The sequence below is a fragment of the Sporosarcina sp. P25 genome (genome assembly GCF_002743235.1).
Classification (GTDB): Bacteria; Bacillota; Bacilli; order Bacillales_A; family Planococcaceae; genus Sporosarcina; species Sporosarcina ureae_B.
Map to the genome: position 1 here is coordinate 1 of NZ_PDYV01000030.1, position 20135 is coordinate 20135.

A 20135-nucleotide genomic window follows, 5' to 3' on the forward strand; every position below is an offset into this window, starting at 1 on the left:
TAGTTGGGGGTTTCCCCCTGTGAGAGTAGGACGTTGCTAGGCATGCGAAGCCATTCCCTTTGGGGAGTGGCTTTTTTGTGTTTTATTATGGAAATGAACTGAATCCCAAGTTGAGTAATCTCGTGGATATTGGTCGTTCACTCAGTGAATTAGAGAAAGCGCGCTATCGTCCAGCATAACCGCTCTATGAAATGGGTTGACCGCTCTATCGCCTTACTTATTCGCTCTATTCGTTTGCCCATGCGCTCTATTGTCTTGTTTATCCGCTCTATCAATCAGCTAAAGCGCTCAATCCCCACGGTTATCCGCTCAAAGACTCACGCCAAGCGTTCCTAAAACTACCCTCTACATTATTCTCCTTAATACTCTAAAAATCTTATTAGTAAACAAGATACTAGGTATTCGTTCAATAGTCAGGTAAAATATACTAAAAGAAAAGAGGCGATACTGCATGACAACAGTTTACGACTTTACTGTGAAAACTACAGACGGAGAAAAGAAGTCTCTAAAAGAATTTGAAGGAAATCCAATGGTCATTGTCAATACCGCCAGTAAATGCGGCTTCACAAAACAATTTAAAGAACTGCAACAACTGTATGAAGAATATAAAGATCAAGGGCTGATTATATTAGGCTTCCCATCGGATAACTTCAATAACCAAGAATTTGATGATATTGATGAGACGATGAATTTCTGCCAAATGAATTATGGTGTGACATTCCCTATGTTTGCCAAGGTAGATGTGAAAGGTGATGAAGCAGAACCTTTATTTACGTATCTTGCTGAACAGCAAAAGGGTGTATTAACGGAAGGTATCAAATGGAACTTCACGAAGTTCTTAATTGATTCAAACGGACAAGTAGTCGATCGTTTTGCACCACAGACAAATCCCTTAAAGATGCAAAAGTCACTAAATAAAATATTCAACAAATAAATGTAATAGTCAGTTTATAAACTTCTGTCTTGACACGTCTCATTGACGCTGATAACCTTTTAATAATCTGAATAGACAATAGTAATTTTAGGAGGCAGAAAGTTAATGTGGGAATCAAAGTTTTCTCGTGAAGGTCTGACGTTCGATGATGTATTATTGGTGCCAGCTGCATCTGAAGTATTGCCAAAAGCTGTTTCGCTGTCTGTGAACTTAACAGATAGCATTAAGTTGAATATACCCATTATCAGTGCTGGTATGGATACAGTAACAGAATCCAAAATGGCGATATCTATGGCTCGTCAGGGCGGAATCGGCGTTATTCATAAAAACATGAGTATCGAAGAACAAGCCGAGCAAGTTGTTACGGTTAAACGTTCTGAGAATGGAGTTATTAAAAATCCGTTCTTCCTTACACCGGAACATCAAGTATTTGATGCAGAGCATTTAATGGGTAAATATCGTATCTCAGGTGTTCCAATTGTTAACAACATGGAAGAGAAGAAACTGGTTGGTATTTTGACGAACCGTGACCTGAGATTCATTCAGGATTATTCCATTATCATTGATGAAGTCATGACGAAAGAAAACTTGGTGACGGCTCCTGTAGGAACGACACTTGAAGACGCTGAAAAAATGCTACAGCAATATAAAATTGAAAAGCTCCCGATCGTAGACGATAAAGGTATTCTTAACGGGTTAATTACAATCAAAGATATCGAGAAAGTTATTGAGTTCCCTAATGCAGCAAAAGATAAGGCTGGGCGCTTACTCGTGGGTGCAGCCGTTGGAGTCACCGTAGACACTTCTACACGCATTGAGAAGCTTGTACAGGCGGAAGTTGACCTAATAGTCATTGATACGGCACACGGACACTCTAAAGGTGTTATTGACACCGTGAAAGACATTCGTAGAAATTATCCGGACCTTGCGATTGTTGCAGGAAACGTGGCCACAGCAGAAGCAGCAGAAGCATTGTACGAAGCAGGCGCTGATGTAGTGAAGGTTGGTATTGGCCCTGGCTCTATTTGTACTACACGTGTAGTTGCAGGTGTTGGTGTACCACAGATTACTGCTATCTATGAATGTGCAACAGTAGCGCGTAAATATGGCAAGACAATTATTGCTGATGGCGGAATTAAGTACTCTGGCGATATTGTCAAAGCATTGGCTGCAGGTGGACATGCGGTTATGCTTGGAAGCCTGCTTGCAGGTACTACGGAGAGCCCAGGAGAGTCTGAGATCTTCCAGGGACGTCGTTTTAAAGTATACCGTGGAATGGGTTCTGTTGCAGCAATGGAAAAAGGTTCAAAAGATCGTTACTTCCAAGAAGATGAAAAGAAACTGGTACCTGAAGGCATTGAAGGTCGTATGCCATATAAAGGGCCTTTGTCTGATACAATTCATCAGCTTATAGGAGGTATTCGAGCAGGTATGGGATACTGCGGTTCGAAGGATCTGGAAGCGCATCGTGAAAATGCACAATTTATTCGTATGACCGGTGCTGGTTTATTGGAAAGTCATCCACACCAAGTACAAATTACAAAAGAAGCACCGAACTATTCGGTACGTTAATCTACTATACTAAGGGACAGCGAGGAATTTTCTCCTGTCCTTTTTTGTTTTTATATGGCGAATAATAAAATGTAGTGATTTCCATACGGGAATATGCGTTTTTTTTGCCATAAGCATATCTGACTTGCTGGGAATATGGTACACTGATTTTTGATATTGTGACTACGGAGGTAAGATGAGTGAAAAAAGTAACACAAAGATGGTTGGCAGTTTTAATGGTACCAATGATGTTGTTGATGACGTTTGGTATGCAAGGATCTGTAGCAGCAGAGGAAAGTGAATCTTCACTGGACATCCGTGTAAACGGAGCTATTTTGATAGATGCAGATAGTGGAAAGGTATTATATCAAGAGAACGCGGATAAGCCACTCGGTATTGCGAGTATGACGAAAATGATGACGGAGTACTTGATGTTTGAAGCTCTTGAGGATGGAACGATTACATGGGATCAGGAATACAAGGTAACAGAGTATACGTATAAAGTTTCGCAAGATCGTCGTTTAAGTAATGTACCACTTCGTCGTGATGGATCCTATACAATTCGTGAGCTTTATGAAGCTGTAGCCATTTATTCAGCAAATGCGGCGACTATTGCGATTGCGGAGTCAATTGCAGGATCAGAAGAGGAATTTGTCAATTTAATGAATGAAAAAGCTGAAGAACTTGGATTGACAGATTATAAATTTGTCAATTCTACAGGGCTGAACAATAGTGATTTACAAGGTATGCACCCAAGTGCGTTTGGTGAGAAAGATGAAAACGTTATGCCAGCTCGTTCTGTTGCCAAACTAGCCTATCATTTATTGAAGGAATATCCCGAAGTACTAGATACGACCAAAATTGCAAAAAAGACATTCCGTGAAGGTACGGATGATGCAATTGATATGGTGAACTGGAACTTCATGTTACCTGGGCTAGTGTATGAATATGAAGGAATCGATGGTTTGAAAACAGGGACTACGGAATTTGCAGGACATTGTTTCACTGGGACTGCCGTACATGATGGACGACGTGTTATTGCTGTCGTAATGAATGCAGTGGATGATAAAGGCGTTGGATCGTATGAAGCACGTTTTGATGCTACTCGTGAATTATTTGACTATGGCTTCAAAGAGTTTAGTGAAATAGAGCTACTTAAAGCAGGACATCAGTTCAAGAAGCAGAAAACACTAGATGTTATTAAGGGGAAAGAAAAAAAAGTAGCGATTGCTACAAAGAAACCTATTAGTATGTTAGTTCGTAATGGTGAAGATCAAGACTATACAGCTGAACTCATATTAGATGAAAAATTGGTGAAAAACGGACAAGTCCAAGCACCGATTAAAAAAGGTACGGTTGTTGGTCATGTAAAGCTAGTAAAAAAAGATGGATCAGATCTTGGTTTTATTGATGGGAAAATAGTTGATACGGAAGTAGTCACGATGGAAGAAGTGAGGAAAGCTGGTTGGTTCTCGTTAACTGTGGGAGCAATCGGTAATTTCTTCTCTAGTGCGTGGAATAGTTCTACTGGTTTCGTAAAAGGCTTATTTAATTAACTATCAAAAGACAGCGTACCTACTTAGGTATCGCTGTCTTTTTTATGTTCCACACGTCAAGCAACTTCGGGATTGCCAGTTTGATATCATTTTCAGTTAGCCCACCAAAGCCGATCAGGAATGAAGGGGGGGATTGATCAGGCATTACCTTATAAGTGTCTAGACCACGAACCTTTATTCCTGATTGAAGAGCTTCACTGATTAGCTCCTTTTCAGTTCTGGTCGTATGAATGTGAAGCAAGACATGCATACCTGCTTCATCGCCCGAGAATGAAATGCTAGGTTCATACGATTTCAATAAATTCGTCAACGTGTGCATTTTTCGACGATAGATTTTACGCATGCGGTTCAGGTGGCGCGAGAATTGTCCATCTGCCATGAAACGTGCCAAAATATGTTGATCTATCCGTGGTACAGAAGAAGAGTAGGGAATGAAAGCCTGCCGGTACGTATCCAATAGCCTTGGTGGTAACACCATGTAGGCAATCCGCATAGATGGCATAAGTGATTTGGTAAACGTACTTAAATAGATGACATTTTCTCCTTTATCCATCCCTTGCAAGGAAGGTATAGGACGTCCACGATAACGGAATTCACTGTCATAGTCATCTTCAATTATGAAAAACTCGGGATTTGACGCAGCCCAGTTCAAAAGAGCGATTCTACGAGCTGCAGACAGTACTGTACCGGTTGGGAACTGGTGGGAAGGGGTAACGTAGGCTATAGAAGCATCAGAGCGTTGTAAGGCCTTTACGTCAAGTCCTTCATGATCAACTGCGATAGGAATCGTCATTCTGTAGTTTTCGGAAAAGACGTGTTTCGTCATCAGATAGCCTGGATCTTCAATTGCATAGCGAGCTTGTTCTCCTAGTATCCGAATAATTAAAGGTAAAAGCTGCTCTGTACCTGAACCAACAATGATTTGTTCAGGTGTACAGTCTACTCCACGTGAATGGTACAAATAGCGTGCAATTTCTTGACGCAACTCAATATCGCCGTGTGGATCTCCGAGTAACAATAAGTGGGCATGTGATGTATCCATAATATCTCGCGCGTATTTTCTCCAAATAATGAATGGAAAGTTTTCTGTATCAATGAAACTTGGTGAAAAGTCATAATCCACAGGTTTGGTTACGGGAACCTCAGATGGAGTCTCTGATTTTACAGGCTGTACATAGGCGAGTTCCTCTATTGCTTGTACGAAATAACCTTTTCGTGGTTCCGCTGCGATAAAACCTTCCGCCATCAGCTGATCATAAGCCATTTCAATAGTTGTTTGGCTGACGCCAAGAAACTCCTCGAGTTGACGTTTGGAGGGGAGTTTCATGCCAACGGGAAATTTGCCATCGATCATGTCTTGTTTAATTTGATTATATATTTGTTGATAAAGCGGAGTATCCGAATTTTTTTGAAGCTCGATAAAAATCATATCCATTATGAACCCTCTAGTCTGACCATGTTGTTTAGTACGTAACTGGCTATTTTCATATGGTCAATTTCAATTATACTGAAAATAACAAAAAGGAGGAAGTAAAATGAATTTTAATTATGGTGGCGTTATTATGGATGTAATCAATGCGGAGCAAGCAAAGGTGGCGGAAGCAGCGGGGGCAATTGCGGTAATGGCACTGGAGCGAGTACCTTCTGATATTCGTGCAGCAGGTGGCGTTGCACGAATGGCAGACCCACGAATTGTAGAAGAAGTGCAAAAGGCAGTATCCATTCCTGTCATGGCAAAAGCACGTATTGGTCATATTTCAGAAGCACGTGTATTGGAAGCATTAGGGGTGGACTTCATAGATGAAAGTGAAGTACTAACACCTGCGGACGACGAGTTTCACTTATTGAAAAGCGATTTCAGCGTACCATTTGTTTGTGGAGCGAGAAACCTTGGTGAAGCTGCGCGTCGCTTAGGTGAAGGGGCCAAAATGCTCCGTACAAAAGGAGAGCCAGGAACAGGGAATATCGTAGAAGCAGTGCGTCACTTGCGAATGATTAATGCTCAAGTCAGTAAAGTAGTACATATGAGCAAAGACGAGTTAATGACAGAAGCCCGTAATCTTGGTGCTCCGTATGAAATACTACTTGCTATTAAAGAAGCTGGTCGCTTACCGGTTGTGAACTATTCTGCTGGTGGTGTTGCAACGCCTGCTGACGCAGCATTAATGATGGAACTTGGAGCGGACGGAGTCTTTGTTGGTTCAGGTATTTTCAAATCAGATAATCCGGAAGCATTTGCACGTGCTATTGTAGAGGCTACTGCGAATTACCAGGATTACGAGTTGATCGCCAAGCTATCACAAGGAATTGGCACGCCGATGAAAGGTTTGGAAATTTCGAAGCTTGCAGAGAGTGAATTAATGGCGATACGCAGTTCGTAACTTTTGATTGGATTGGTTCTTCACTTTATTAGGGTATTGATGTTAGAGCAAGTTAAATCTTAGAACCACACGGGAACTGGAGGATTACGTCCAGCCATGGGTTAACTCCAAATTGCATGAGTTATCTCATGGCTACAGTGGTCCCGCATTAGCTTTCCACAAATTACATGAAGTAGCTTTGCGTCTGTGCCAAAGTGATTGTAAAGAGCTACTATATTTTTAGGTTGTCGGTGTTTCCCATGCGAAAATGTACCATGTCTCTTGTCAATAATCAGAAATTGTAGTATGGTATATTTAATTTCACATCATTACGATGATAGGAAGCAGTAGCGACAGTGTTTTTTTTAGAGAGCTAGCGGATGGTGAAAGCTAGTAAAAACCGTTGTGAATCCGTCCTGGAGTAGCAAAGCCGAATCAGTAGGTTTTGCCGGTCAGTTGAGCCGATATCTCAAACAAGTGGGCTGAGCAATCAGCCAATTTGGGTGGCAACGCGGGTAGTTCTCGTCCCTATTTTAGGGGATGGAGGGCTTTTTTTATTGTCTTTTATTATCAGTGATGTAAATACAAGGAGGCGGATGGCGTGCTAGACAGTAAACTATTGCGTGCAAATTTTGAAGAAGTAAAAGCCAAGCTCAGTAAACGCGGAGAAGATTTAACCGACTTTGAAAAGTTTGGTGGTCTTGATGAGAAACGTCGCGAAATCTTATCTAAAGTAGAAGTACTAAAAGCTGAGCGTAATGAAGTATCACAACAAGTAGCACAAATGAAGCGCAATAAAGAAGATGCAGATGAAGTCATCGCAAAGATGAAAAAGGTCGGCGAGGAAATCAAAGCGTATGATCAAGAGCTTGCTACAGTTGAAGAGGAATTGAATTATGTGCTTATGCGTATTCCGAACATTCCACATGATAGTGTGCCAGTAGGGGATAGTGAAGATGACAATGTAGAAGTCCGTACGTGGGGAGAGTTACCAACGTTTAACTTCGAACCTAAACCACACTGGGAAATTGGAACGGATCTTCAACTACTTGATTTTGAACGAGCAGCAAAAGTGACAGGTAGTCGTTTTGTGTTTTATCGCGGACTCGGTGCACGACTTGAACGTGCACTGATCAACTTCATGCTGGATCTTCATCAAGAAGAACATGGCTACGAGGAAATGCTGCCACCATATTTAGTAAACCGTACAAGCTTGACTGGAACAGGACAACTGCCGAAGTTTGAAGAAGATGCGTTCTTGATTGAAGAAGAGGACTACTTCTTGATCCCGACATCTGAAGTTCCCGTTACCAATTTCTATCGCGATGAAATCTTGGAAGGGTCTAAGTTGCCGATTGCGTTCACAGCATACAGTACAAATTTCCGTTCTGAAGCAGGATCTGCAGGTCGTGATACACGTGGATTAATTCGCCAGCACCAGTTCAATAAAGTGGAGTTGGTTCGCTTTGTGAAACCGGAAGATTCATATGATGAGTTGGAAAAATTGACTGGCCATGCGGAAAAGGTATTGCAGTTGTTGAAATTACCGTATCGTGCTCTCAAGATGTGCACAGCAGATTTAGGTTTCACAGCTGCCAAGAAGTACGATTTGGAAGTATGGATTCCTACACAAAATGTCTATCGAGAAATTTCTTCTTGTTCTAACTTTGAGGATTTCCAGGCGCGTCGAGCACATATCCGTTTCCGTCGTGAGCCGGGTGCGAAGCCTGAATATGTTCATACATTGAACGGTAGTGGTTTGGCTGTTGGTCGTACAGTAGCAGCAATTCTGGAGAATTATCAGCAGGAAGATGGCTCTGTCGTGATTCCAGATGTGCTTCGACCGTACATGGGTGGGAAAGAAAAGATAGAAGCACCTCAGTAAGTAGAAACACACTATTGACTTGTGCTCCACATAATCTACAAGTATGCTTTTTCAAAATCAAAAGCTTATTAGTGAAATACAAAAGAATGAAGCCCTACACTTAGGAGTTTGACTCTAGGCGTTGGGCTTCTTTTTTTGCAGCTTTTCTTTTTTCTCTTAGGGATCGAAAGAAGGTGGTGAGAAGTTGTCCGCACTCTTTACCGAGGACACCCTCTGTTACGATGCATTCATGATTAAATCGGGAGTCGTTAAGTAGATTGTAGAAGGTATGGACGCAGCCACCTTTTGGGTCGCGTGCTCCGTAGACGACTCGTGGAATACGAGATTGTAGTATGGCTCCTGCACACATAGGGCAAGGTTCGAGTGTGACGTATAGTATAGTGTCTTCTAAACGCCAACTACCTATCTTCTCACAAGCTATTTGGATGGCGGATAGTTCTGCGTGAGTGACAGCATTTTGTGTGGTTTCACGAAGATTATATGCTGCAGCAATTACTTGTTCATTATGTACAATGACCGCACCAATTGGCACTTCAGCTAGAGAGGCAGCTTTTTCTGCTTCTGCTATTGCCAGTCTCATGTAGTATTCATCATCTTTCATCAATTCATCCCTCCTTATCAACAGTCTATCATGCGTAACACCAAAATCAATTAGTGAAATGTTCCACGTGAAACAGACAACAAGAAAACAATAAACGACTTAATATAAGTCACATTGCATATGGTCGTCTATGATAAAATGGAAAGGTAACGAATTGAAAGGGTGAATGGTAAATGTTTGTCCCGTTTATTGCGGTAGAAGGTCCGATTGGTGTAGGGAAGACTACACTCACGGCAGCGATTGCCGAGACCTTTTCATATAATCAATTAAGAGAGATTAGTGGAGAAAATCCTTTTCTCGATCAATTTTATCAAGACAAAGAAAAATGGAGTTTCCAAACGGAAATGTTTTTCCTGTGTAATCGATATGAACAATTGAAGAAAATTAATAAAGAATATATTTCACAAGGATTACCCGTGGTGGCTGATTATCATGTATTTAAAAATATGCTATTTGCGCAACGTACATTAGAGTCAAAAGACTTTGTAAAATATAAAGATATTTATCATATTTTGACGAAAGATCTACCTATGCCGAATGTCGTTATTTCATTGTCGGCATCTATTCCAACATTACTCGACCGAATAGACAAGCGTGGTCGATCGTATGAAGCAGATATGGATTCTGATTATTTACTGCAGCTTTCGGAAGATTATCGTACCTATTTGCCAGAGTTTGAAGCAACGTTTTCCGATGTCCAAGTTATCCATATAAATGGGGATGTAGTAGACTACGTGCGTAATAAAGAAGACATGGATACAATACTAAGCAAAGTTTATGAAGCAGTAGAGAAAGGTAGGAAGCTAAATGAAGTTACCTAATATACCGAAAAATAGTGTATTTGCGGTAGCGGGAATGGTGGGAGTAGGGAAGTCAACAATGGCACACGCGATTGCCAAAAGACTCGGATTTCAAGAGTCCTTGGAAAACGTAGCGGAAAATCCATATTTAGAGAGATTTTACGAAGACTTTGAGCGTTGGAGTTTTCATTTGCAAATCTTCTTTTTGGCAGAACGTTTTAAAGAGCAAAAGCATATCTTTGAAAGCGGTGGCGGTTTTGTACAAGATCGTTCCATTTATGAAGACGTAGGGATCTTTGCTCAAATGCACGCTGATGAAGGAACTATGGAAGCGGTCGACTTTGAAACATATATGCATCTATATGAAGCAATGGTAATGACACCATATTTCCCACATCCGAATGCGCTTATTTACTTGGAAGGACCACTACCTGTCATTCTTGAACGTATTGAAGAGCGTGGCAGGGATATGGAGACGCAAACACCAAGAAGTTATTGGGAAGAAATGTATCGTCGCTATGAACAGTGGATTGATTCTTTTACTGCATGCCCAGTCATTCGGCTGAACATCGAAGAATATGATTTGATAGGAAATGACGAGGATATTGAGTTGATTATCAGGAAAATAGCTGAAAAAATGAAAGAAACGACACCCCTTATATAAGGCGTGTCGTTTACATTAATGAACAGGAACTTCTGAAAAAAACTCCTGATATAACTCTCGAAGGACAATGTTTTCATCTTTTTCTTGAATACCGAATACTAAACTGACCTCTGAAGAACCTTGGTTGATCATTTCGATATTTGCACCTGTACGAGCTATAGCAGATGCCGCGCGTGCTGCCAATCCTCTTGCATGGCGCATGCCTTCGCCCACCAGTACTACCATGGAATAACCACGTTGGAAATGTACATCATCAGGACATAACTCTTGTCCTATGCGCTTAACGATACGTGCTTCCATTTCGGGTGTTAAATGCTCATCGCGAATAATAACAGACAAGTTATCAATACCTGACGGTGTATGTTCAAATGGAATTTCTTCTTCTTCCAAGATTTGTAGCAAGTGACGTCCAAAACCAATTTCTAGGTTCATCAAGTACTTAGCAACGAAGAGTGTAGAAAACCCTTTATCAGCAGCGATTCCGACAACAGATTGAAGGCTATGGTCACGGTCCCGAACAATCATTGTGCCGGGCGCACTTGGATTGTTGGTGTTCTTAATGCAAACAGGAATCTTGTGCCGAAATGCAGGCACTAAAGCTTCCTCGTGAAACACAGAAAACCCTGCATATGCAAGCTCACGCATTTCTCGGTATGTCATAGCATCGATCGCACGTGGATTTTCAATAACTGTTGGATTTGCTGAGAAAACTGAATCTACATCGGTGAAGTTTTCATAAAGTTCTGCATTCGTTGCTGCCGCTAGCAGGGCGCCTGTAATATCTGAGCCACCACGGTTAAACGTACGCAATGTTCCGTCTTCTGTGTAGCCGAAGAAGCCTGGAAATACAATGATACCTTCTTTATCACGTAGTTTACAGAGCTTTTCATTCCCTTCTGGGAGAGCGCGTACACGTTCTGGACGATGGTTAACAAGTAATCCACCGTCACGGGGGTTTACATACTCTGCTTCGACACCGATATGCCGGAAGTAAGCCGCAATCATTTTTGCATTATTGTCTTCCCCAGCGGCTTTCAAACTGTCTACGTATAGAATTTCATCAGATTGATCTTTATTCAGGCGTCTAATAACATCTTGCTCAATTACTTGTGCAATTTCTTCATCTAAGCCAAGTCCTTCTGCAATTTCTTTGTAACGGTCCACAACCATTTGCAGCGAATCTAGAGTGTCTTCACCAGCAAGTGAGGCGTTTGCCAAATCAATAAGCAAATCAGTTACCTTAATGTCAGAAGAAAACCGTTTACCTGGCGCAGAAACTACGACAATCTTTCTCGATGGGTCGGATACAACAATGTCGACCACTTTCCGAATTTGTTCCGCGGATGCGACGGATGTTCCGCCAAATTTACAAACTTTCATTGGGTACCAGATCCTATCTTTTTTGAGATTATCTATCTATTTTTAGAAGATTCGTGAAAACAGGTTGTTATTAAAGGCAGAATTCTCTATAATTGTCCTTATACGAAGAACGATTGTTTTTTCATAGTGTACATATAGTTAGGAGAATCGTCAAATGAAAAATGAAAAAAAAGAAATTAATATTGGTTTGCTAGGTTATGGAGTAGTGGGAAGCGGCGTTGCAACGATCTTGCATAATCATCAAGATGACCTGCGACATAAACTTGGCGTTCCTGTGTCTATCAAAAAAGTCCTTGTTAAAAACTTGGATAAAAAACGCAATGGCGTGATACCTAAAGAAATGTTCACTACATCACTTGAAGAAGTGTTAAACGACCCTGAAATTGATTTAATTATTGAAGTGACAGGAGGTTCGTCTGAAGCAATTCGACGTTCACTTGAAGCGGGTAAGGGTGTTGTCACTGCAAACAAGGATGTCATGGCAGAGTCGGGACCTGAATTATTAAAATTAGCGGATGAAAATAAATGCGACTTATTATATGAAGCGAGTGTGGGTGGCGGTATTCCATTAATCCGTACATTAGAAGATGGATTAGCGTCCGACCGCATTACCGCATTAACAGGAATCGTTAATGGAACGACTAACTTCATTTTAACAAAGATGAAGCATGAAAATAAGACTTATGAAGACGCGTTGGCGGAAGCTACGGAACTGGGCTTTGCGGAAGCTGATCCTTCAGCTGATGTAGATGGTATTGATGCAGCGCGTAAGATGGTTATTCTCGCGTCACTATCCTTTTCCACAGAAGTGCATCTTGATGATGTATTTGTCCGTGGCATGAAGGAAATTGCAGACGGTGATCTTCAGCTTGCAGAGCAATTCGGTTACACAATTAAAATGACGGGTTCTGCCAAAAAAGATGAAGAAGGAATTGAAGTAGCTGTTGAGCCAGTATTTGTTCATAACTCTCATCCACTTGCTACTGTCAATAATGAATTCAACGCAGTGTATGTGTACAGTGATTCAGTAGGGGAGACAATGTTCTATGGACCTGGAGCTGGTTCATTACCTACAGCGACTTCCGTAACAGGTGACGTAGTGGCGGCTTGCCGAAATATTTTGCTCGGCGTGAATGGTAAGAGAATGCATTCACCGCAATTTGAACGCAAAGTAAAAACGGATAATCAGAAGTATGCTCGCTATTTCCACCGTATAACGGTACGTGACGAAGTAGGCGTGTTGACGGAATTGACATCTATTTATAGTCACCATAAAGCGAGTCTAGCGACAGTCGTTCAAGATTCAGATATGCACGGTGAAGGCGCGGATTTAATCTTCATTACACATAAAATTTCCCGTCAACAACATTTAGATATTTTAACAGACTTAAAAGATACACCTGCGGTCATTGACATTTCTAGTCATTACCGTGTGGAAGGAGAATAAGGAATTATGAGAAGATGGAATGGATTGATTGAAGAATATAAAGAATGGTTGCCGGTGACAGAGAATACTCCTTCATTGACATTGCAAGAAGGAAATACACCGTTAATCCATCTCGAGAACTTATCAAAACAATGGGGAATCAATCTGTATGTGAAAACAGAAGGAACGAATCCAACAGGTTCATTTAAAGACCGCGGAATGGTAATGGCAGTTGCAAAAGCGAAAGAAGAAGGGAAAACAGCGTTGATCTGTGCTTCAACGGGTAACACATCTGCTGCAGCTGCAGCATATGGTGCACGTGCAGGTATGCGTACAATTGTCGTTATTCCTGAAGGTCGTATTGCATTAGGCAAGCTGGCGCAGGCGAAAATGTATGGTGCCGAAATCGTCGCTATTGAAGGAAACTTTGACGAAGCACTCCGTATGGTACGTGAACTAGGCGAAGGGAAAATTGCGTTGGTGAACTCTGTGAACCCTTATCGACTTGAAGGCCAGAAGACCGTAGCATTTGAAACAATTGAACAGCTCGGTAGTGTACCGGATATCTTCGCTTTGCCTGTTGGAAACGCGGGTAACATTTCCGCGGCATGGAAAGGTTTCAAAGAATACGCAGAGAAAAAAGGTACGGCTACACCGAAGTTACTAGGAGTTCAAGCAGACGGTGCAGCGCCAATCGTATATGACCGTGTATTCGAAGAGCCCGAAACGGTAGCAACAGCAATCCGTATCGGAAACCCTGCAAGTTGGCATTTGGCAACGCAAGCACTTGAAGAATCTGGTGGCGACATTTTATCCGCTACTGATGAGGAAATCCTGGAAGCTTACCAATTACTAGCTGCAACAGACGGGATCTTTGCAGAGCCAGCATCTTGTGCAACAATTGCGGGTATCAAGAAACGACTAGATGCGGGATTGATTGAAAAAGGAACAACGATAGTTGGAATCCTAACAGGTAATGGATTGAAGGATCCTGAAACAGCAATCAATGTTAATGCACATAAGCCTATGATGACAAATGAACAGTTCGATAACTTCTTAAAAGAATTGAAAGAGGGGACAAACTAATGACAGAAGCCGGTTTTTCAGTGACCGTACCAGCCACAACGGCTAATCTCGGACCCGGCTTCGATCATTTAGGTCTTGCCCTCTCACTTAACATGACGATAGAAGTTACACCGGCCAACGCGTGGTATGTTTTGTATCAAGATAAAGAGTATGCTGCATTGCCAACGGATGAAACAAATTTAATCGTGCAGACTATTCAGCATGTAGCAACGCGGTATGATCGAGTCATTGCATCGCAAAAGTTAGTAGTACGTTCAGACATTCCTTTAGGAAAAGGTTTAGGTAGTAGTGCTACGGCAATTGCCGCAGGTATTGAAATCGCAAGTGAACTAGCGGACTTGCAACTGTCTCCAAAAGATAAGTTGCGAATCGGCAGCGAACTGGAAGGACATGCCGATAACGTTAGCGCTGCATTGATTGGAGGGATGACAGTATCGTACTTCGCCGAAGATGAGATGGAAGTGCTCACATTCCCTGCACCTCCAATTGGTATTGTCATATTAGTGCCACCGGTTGCTTTAAAGACAGAAGCTTCGCGTGGGTTGCTACCTGAGCGACTGACGCATAAAGTTGCAGTACGCGGAAGTGCAGCGGGCAGTGTGATGACAGCCGCTATTGCGCAATCGGATTGGGTGACGGCAGGCCGTATGATGGAACGAGATCAATATCATGAGCCCTATCGAAAAGTTGGATTCCCTAACTTTGATGAAATACGTTTAGCTTGTAAGGAAGCAGGCGCGTACGGTATGACAATCAGTGGAGCGGGCCCGTCTCTTTTCGTAGCTGTACCACCAGGAACAGAGCAACAAGTGGCGGCATCATTAGAACAAAGCTTTCCCCATTATCAAGCACTTGCACTGCAACCCGCAGAGGCAGGCGCATACATTACAAAATAAAAACAGCGTCAGGACTGATTCAGTCTCTGGCGCTGTTTTTTCATAATGGATGTATTCTTTTCAGGAATTTATAATTGTATACCAGTCGACCGTATCTGCCTAGACCGCAGTTCGGTGGTTTGTAATTAAGTTATTATTTTTAAGCAATAAAAAAACGTTACATCGAGTAACGTATGCTGTCAAAAATATGGCGGAGGAAGAGGGATTCGAACCCCCGCGGGCTTTAACACCCCTGTCGGTTTTCAAGACCGATCCCTTCAGCCGGGCTTGGGTATTCCTCCGTATCAGACAAATAATATCTTATCACGTCTTTTTTAAAACGTCAACCATTATTTTTTCCTTTTTTCTCATAGCAATAAATGAAGTGCCAATAATAAAACTCATTAAGGCAACGAACTGCATTAACACACCATACATGAAGTTGATATCCGATTGTGAGAAAATAATTACCAATAAGCTAAGCAGGCGGTAGACAACACAATGAGCGCATAACGTTTAGTTTGATCCATGGTAATCCCTCCATTAGAATTCAATTAGTACACTATCTAATATATTCGGACAAAAGGTTTTTCGTCGTTTATACAGTAGGATATTGAAACACATTCTGAAGATTACAAGGTTTACCGTTGCAATCATAATTAACTATGGGTATAATAATAAATGCCGTGCTAGGTGGGGAATTAGCGGTGCCCTGTAACTTGCAATCCGCTCTAGCAAGACTGAATTCCTTTTCTGAGGCTGTCCGCATGTAGGGTCTGCCTCTTGCACGTAGTGTTGACGTCTGGGTCCTGCGCAATGGGAACCCATGAATCATGTCAGGTCCGGAAGGAAGCAGCATTAAGTGGACTCTCTCATGTGCCGCGGGGTAGCCTAGACCGAGCCAACGACAAGAGTAACGCTTATGTGCGGCAGTCGAAGATAGGTGCACGGCATTAATTCAATAATTCACTCGTCCATTTCATTATGGACGAGTTTTTTATGTCCCTAAAGTAGTGTATACTTCAAAGTAGTACACATAACTGGAAGGGAGCGATTTACATTGTCTGAGAAAAAAATGAACGTTGAAAGTTTTAATTTGGATCATACGAAAGTGAAAGCACCTTATATTCGATTAGCGGGAACTACTGAAGGAAAGAATGGCGATAAGATCTTGAAATATGATATCCGCTTTTGTCAGCCAAATACAGATCACATGGATATGCCCGCCCTTCATTCACTAGAACATATGATGGCAGAATTCAGCCGTAACCACTCGGATCAAATCGTCGATATCAGTCCAATGGGCTGTCAGACAGGTTATTATCTAGCCGTCATCAATCATGATGACTATAACGATATTCTTTCTATAGTAGAGAATACATTAAATGACGTACTGTTGGCGACGGAAGTACCAGCATGTAACGAAATACAGTGTGGCTGGGCAGCAAGTCATAGCCTAGAAGGGGCAAAAGAAATTGCACGCACAATGCTTGATAAGAAAGACGAATGGACGGAAGTATTTGCGTAATATTTTAAAGCGATATACGGTGAAAAATTCGTGTTTCATGTTATGATAAAAGTATTATGCAATCGGAGAAAAAGGGGGAAAAGCAGTTGATTTACCAAGCACTATACCGCGCTTACAGACCGCAGGCTTTTGGTGAAATGTCAGGTCAGCAGGCGATCAAGCAAACTCTGCAAAATACCCTTCTCCATCAGAAGACGACACATGCGTATCTATTCTCAGGACCTCGTGGAACGGGAAAGACGAGTGCGGCGAAGATATTTGCAAAAGCACTTAACTGTGAAAACGGACCAGCAACAGAACCATGCAATGAATGCGAGACGTGCAAAAGCATTACAGAAGGATCGAACACGGATGTAACTGAATTTGATGCGGCTTCCAATTCGCGCGTAGAAGAAATTCGTGACATTATTGAACGTGTGCATGTGGCACCTTCCAACGCACGATTTAAAGTCTATATTATTGATGAAGTGCATATGCTGTCCAATTCAGCTTTTAATGCATTGTTGAAGACACTGGAAGAACCTCCAGCCCACGTCGTATTTATTCTGGCGACTACGGAACCTCATAAGTTGCCGCTCACTATCATTTCTAGATGTCAGCGATTTGATTTCAAACCTATTACGTCACCTGAAATCATTGAGCGAATGGAGAAGGTTATTGGAGATATTGGAGTTACTGCGGAGACCGGAGCATTGCGCGCAATCGCACAAGCTGCGACAGGTGGAATGCGGGATGCACTTAGTATGCTTGACCAAGCCGTGTCGTTTAGCGGAGACAAGTTGACAACAAGTGATGCGTTGCTTGTGACTGGAGCAATTGGTGAAGAAATATTTTATCAACTTGCACAATCAATTCAAGCGAAAGACGCGGGATCCGCATTGTCTTTATTGCATAAACTGATTGCTGAAGGTAAAGATGTAGGTAGACTTGCCGAAGACATGATTACATTTTTCCGCGATATTTTACTGCTTGGCACCGCGCCCGAATTGACAAATCTTCTGGAGTTGATTTCAGATGGTGAAAGATTTCAAGAGCTTGCCCAAGAGTTTCATTCGGATGAATTATACCGGTACATCGATATCCTCTCAAAAACACAACAAGAAATGCGTTTTTCTAATCACGGGAAGGTCTATATCGAATCCGCTTTATTGAAAATGATTCATTCTGGAGAGCAACGACAAGTATCTACTTCCGTAGCCGATCCTGAAATGGCCCAGAAGTTTGCAATGCTAGAACAGACCGTTAGACAACTTCAGCAACAAGTAGCAGCAGGGGCTGTGCAACAAGCCACCGAACCACAAGCACCTGCAAAAAGAGCTGCCTCAACTGCTTCTAGGTCTGCCAAAGTACCAACGGGTAAAATTATAGAGGTTTTAAAAGCGGCAACAAAGTCCGATATTCAAGTGATTCGTGAGCAATGGGCAGGTATGATGCAAAGTATGCAACGTTCGCACGCTGCTTTGTTGGAAGAGACGGAGCCTGTAGCAGCATCTGAGACGGCATTTGTGCTAAAATTTAAATATGAAATTCATTGCTTGATGGCTTCTGAAAATGCTACATTACAAGCAGGCTTATCGGATGCGTTACTGCGGCTGACAGGCAAAGGTTATGAAGTAATCTATGTAGCGGAAGAAAGCTGGTTGCAAGTTCGTGCTGATTTCATTCAAAAAAGTGGATTGGCTAGTCAAAAAAGTAAGGAAAACCCTCAACAGTCAGTAGATGAACAACAAACGTCGGCGTTTATAGAAGAAGCAACAATTGAAGACGCAGACCCACTCGTAACTGAAGCTGAGAAAATGTTTGGAAAAGATTTTATTACAATAGAAGAGTAATTTACTAAGGAGGAATTATTTATGCGTGGAGCAGGGAATATGCAAGGTATGATGAAGCAGATGCAGAAGATGCAAAAGAAGATGGCAGAGGCACAGGAGAACTTAGGAAATGAGCGAATGGAAGGTACAGCAGGTGGTGGGATGGTAAAAGTAATCGTCTCAGGCCATAAAGAAGTACTTGAAGTAATCATTGATCCAGAAGCGGTAGATCCAGAAGACGTAGAAATCTTACAAGACTTGATTGTCATAGCTACAAATGATGCTATTGCAAAAGCGGAAGAAATTACGAACTCCACAATGGGCCAATTTACAAAAGGAATGAACTTGCCCGGGATGTTCTAGGAGGTTGTATAATGCATTATCCTGAACCTATATCTAAATTAATGGATAGCTTTATGAAATTGCCAGGCATTGGCCCCAAAACTGCGGGTCGTCTGGCGTTTTTTGTATTAAGTATGAAAGAAGATACTGTGCTAGATTTTGCTAAAGCGTTAGTGGATGCGAAACGTAATCTTCAGTTTTGTTCAGTTTGTGGCCATATTACTGATATCGATCCGTGCTACATCTGTCAGGATCAATCACGTGATCGCTCGACAATATGTGTCGTGCAAGATCCGAAAGACGTGATTGCCATGGAGAAAATGCGTGACTATCGTGGTTTGTACCATGTATTACAAGGTGCAATATCACCGATGGACGGAATCGGGCCGGAAGATATCAATGTTCCATCATTACTAACTAGACTTCAAGAGGACGAAGTGCAGGAATTGATTCTTGCGACGAACCCTACTATAGAAGGAGAAGCAACGGCCATGTATATTTCGAGGCTGGTTAAACCATCCGGAATCACGACAACGCGTATCGCTCATGGCTTACCTGTCGGTGGAGATCTAGAATATGCGGATGAAGTTACATTGTCTAGAGCATTGGAAGGTCGTCGAGAATTATAAAAAGAATTAAAAGGTAGGGAACGACTAGACTAATCCTCTGCAGAGGCGCATATAGATAAGTATCTATGAGATAGAAAGGGCGTTTTCTGTGAGGATTTTAGTCATAGCTATATTAGGAGCCGTTGCATTATTGCTTTTAAGTATGAGTCGGACCACTCTTGAAAAAAACATGGAGCGCTTATCGGTATTCTGGTTTAGATTAGCTTTTGCGTTCTTTATTCTTTTCTTAATGAATATCGCTGGTGGATTTATTGGAATCTACGTACCTGTAAACATTGCATCTGGCATGATCTTAGCTATACTAGGGGTGCCGGGATTCGCGGCGCTATGCGGTTTCGCCATTCTTTTTTAAAAGAATGGTGAAAAAGCTTGCATTCCCACAAATGCGGTGGTATATTTATAAGCGTCGCATCAAGCAGTTGCGAAAACATCAAACTTAACAAGAAAAACTTTTTAAGAAAAAGTGTTGACAACGAAATGATGAGATGTTAATATTAGAAAGTTGCCTCTTACGAGAGACCGACCGAATGAACCTTGAAAACTGAACAGCAAAACGTTAACGAAATACAGTTTGTGCATCTAACGATGACACAAACAAAATGAGTATCTTAATTGATGCCAGCAAATGAAACTCGAGCTAATCGAATTTCTCTTATGGAGAGTTTGATCCTGGCTCAGGACGAACGCTGGCGGCATGCCTAATACAT

General features: G+C 41.9%; 18 protein-coding genes, 1 tRNA gene, 1 other RNA gene and 1 other annotated feature. Of the genes, 16 read left to right on the plus strand and 4 right to left on the minus strand.

What is annotated here, in order from left to right:
- Positions 1 to 451: 451 nt before the first annotated feature.
- The 3 genes from CSV70_RS15660 (at position 452) to CSV70_RS15670 (ending at position 4041) form a co-directional block, all read left to right on the plus strand.
- On the plus strand, positions 452 to 934 hold the full coding sequence (locus tag CSV70_RS15660) for a glutathione peroxidase (protein ID WP_099629532.1): 483 nt from the start codon (positions 452 to 454) through the stop codon (positions 932 to 934).
- Positions 935 to 1039: 105 nt separating this feature from the next.
- Positions 1040 to 2506 carry an IMP dehydrogenase gene (gene guaB, locus CSV70_RS15665; protein ID WP_085132274.1) on the plus strand — a complete coding sequence of 489 codons (1467 nt, stop codon included), beginning with the start codon at positions 1040 to 1042 and terminating at the stop codon, positions 2504 to 2506.
- 179 nt (positions 2507 to 2685) lie between these two features.
- On the plus strand, positions 2686 to 4041 hold the full coding sequence (locus tag CSV70_RS15670) for a D-alanyl-D-alanine carboxypeptidase family protein (RefSeq protein WP_085132275.1): 1356 nt from the start codon (positions 2686 to 2688) through the stop codon (positions 4039 to 4041).
- Between the two features lie 19 nt (positions 4042 to 4060).
- Here the strand turns inward: CSV70_RS15670 and pdxR are convergent, their stop codons facing one another.
- Positions 4061 to 5476: a MocR-like pyridoxine biosynthesis transcription factor PdxR gene (pdxR, locus tag CSV70_RS15675; protein WP_099629533.1), complete on the minus strand. Its 1416-nt coding sequence runs from the start codon at positions 5474 to 5476 to the stop codon at positions 4061 to 4063.
- Between the two features lie 100 nt (positions 5477 to 5576).
- Here pdxR and pdxS point away from each other — a divergent pair, with 100 nt between their 5' ends.
- Entirely contained in the window at positions 5577 to 6422 is an 846-nt protein-coding gene (gene pdxS / locus CSV70_RS15680) for a pyridoxal 5'-phosphate synthase lyase subunit PdxS (protein ID WP_085132277.1), read from the plus strand.
- Between the two features lie 304 nt (positions 6423 to 6726).
- Positions 6727 to 6934: a binding site (T-box leader), on the plus strand.
- Between the two features lie 68 nt (positions 6935 to 7002).
- Positions 7003 to 8286, plus strand: coding sequence for a serine--tRNA ligase (serS, locus tag CSV70_RS15685; RefSeq protein WP_099628032.1), 1284 nt, complete (start codon positions 7003 to 7005; stop codon positions 8284 to 8286).
- Positions 8287 to 8386: 100 nt separating this feature from the next.
- Here serS and tadA read toward each other — a convergent pair whose 3' ends face one another.
- Entirely contained in the window at positions 8387 to 8887 is a 501-nt protein-coding gene (tadA, locus tag CSV70_RS15690; RefSeq protein ID WP_099629534.1) for a tRNA adenosine(34) deaminase TadA, read from the minus strand.
- Between the two features lie 173 nt (positions 8888 to 9060).
- Here tadA and CSV70_RS15695 point away from each other — a divergent pair, with 173 nt between their 5' ends.
- Positions 9061 to 9708, plus strand: a complete 648-nt coding sequence (locus CSV70_RS15695; protein WP_099629535.1) for a deoxynucleoside kinase — start codon at positions 9061 to 9063, stop codon at positions 9706 to 9708.
- Positions 9695 to 10351, plus strand: coding sequence for a deoxynucleoside kinase (locus tag CSV70_RS15700; protein WP_099629536.1), 657 nt, complete (start codon positions 9695 to 9697; stop codon positions 10349 to 10351). Before CSV70_RS15695 ends, CSV70_RS15700 begins: the two co-directional genes overlap by 14 nt.
- 15 nt (positions 10352 to 10366) lie before the next feature.
- Here CSV70_RS15700 and CSV70_RS15705 read toward each other — a convergent pair whose 3' ends face one another.
- The gene (locus CSV70_RS15705; protein WP_099629537.1) at positions 10367 to 11731 is read right to left on the minus strand and encodes an aspartate kinase; all 1365 of its coding nucleotides are present in this window, start codon (positions 11729 to 11731) and stop codon (positions 10367 to 10369) included.
- Between the two features lie 154 nt (positions 11732 to 11885).
- On the opposite strand from CSV70_RS15705, the gene CSV70_RS15710 reads away from it, so the two are divergent.
- Genes CSV70_RS15710 through thrB form a run of 3 tightly spaced genes read left to right on the plus strand, consistent with a single transcriptional unit; the run spans position 11886 to position 15139 of the window.
- A complete protein-coding gene (locus tag CSV70_RS15710; protein WP_085132283.1) occupies positions 11886 to 13178 on the plus strand; it encodes a homoserine dehydrogenase in 1293 nt (430 codons plus the stop codon).
- 6 nt (positions 13179 to 13184) lie between these two features.
- Positions 13185 to 14243: a threonine synthase gene (thrC, locus tag CSV70_RS15715; protein WP_085132284.1), complete on the plus strand. Its 1059-nt coding sequence runs from the start codon at positions 13185 to 13187 to the stop codon at positions 14241 to 14243.
- The gene (gene thrB, locus CSV70_RS15720) at positions 14243 to 15139 is read left to right on the plus strand and encodes a homoserine kinase (protein ID WP_099629538.1); all 897 of its coding nucleotides are present in this window, start codon (positions 14243 to 14245) and stop codon (positions 15137 to 15139) included. The genes thrC and thrB overlap by 1 nt, the downstream gene beginning before the upstream one ends.
- A 188-nt stretch (positions 15140 to 15327) precedes the next feature.
- Here thrB and CSV70_RS15725 read toward each other — a convergent pair.
- A tRNA-Ser gene (locus tag CSV70_RS15725) sits at positions 15328 to 15420 on the minus strand.
- A 382-nt stretch (positions 15421 to 15802) separates the two neighbouring features.
- Here CSV70_RS15725 and ffs point away from each other — a divergent pair.
- The 6 genes from ffs (at position 15803) to CSV70_RS15755 (ending at position 19780) form a co-directional block, all read left to right on the plus strand.
- An RNA gene (ffs, locus tag CSV70_RS15730) (signal recognition particle sRNA large type) lies at positions 15803 to 16069 on the plus strand.
- 124 nt (positions 16070 to 16193) lie between these two features.
- Positions 16194 to 16646, plus strand: a complete 453-nt coding sequence (locus CSV70_RS15735) for an S-ribosylhomocysteine lyase (protein ID WP_198166119.1) — start codon at positions 16194 to 16196, stop codon at positions 16644 to 16646.
- A gap of 86 nt (positions 16647 to 16732) precedes the next feature.
- Positions 16733 to 18478: a DNA polymerase III subunit gamma/tau gene (gene dnaX, locus CSV70_RS15740; RefSeq protein ID WP_085132287.1), complete on the plus strand. Its 1746-nt coding sequence runs from the start codon at positions 16733 to 16735 to the stop codon at positions 18476 to 18478.
- 21 nt (positions 18479 to 18499) lie between these two features.
- A complete protein-coding gene (locus tag CSV70_RS15745; RefSeq protein ID WP_029055208.1) occupies positions 18500 to 18820 on the plus strand; it encodes a YbaB/EbfC family nucleoid-associated protein in 321 nt (106 codons plus the stop codon).
- A gap of 11 nt (positions 18821 to 18831) precedes the next feature.
- Entirely contained in the window at positions 18832 to 19428 is a 597-nt protein-coding gene (recR, locus tag CSV70_RS15750; RefSeq protein WP_085132288.1) for a recombination mediator RecR, read from the plus strand.
- Positions 19429 to 19516: 88 nt separating this feature from the next.
- A complete protein-coding gene (locus CSV70_RS15755) occupies positions 19517 to 19780 on the plus strand; it encodes a pro-sigmaK processing inhibitor BofA family protein (RefSeq protein WP_232319133.1) in 264 nt (87 codons plus the stop codon).
- Positions 19781 to 20135: the final 355 nt, after the last annotated feature.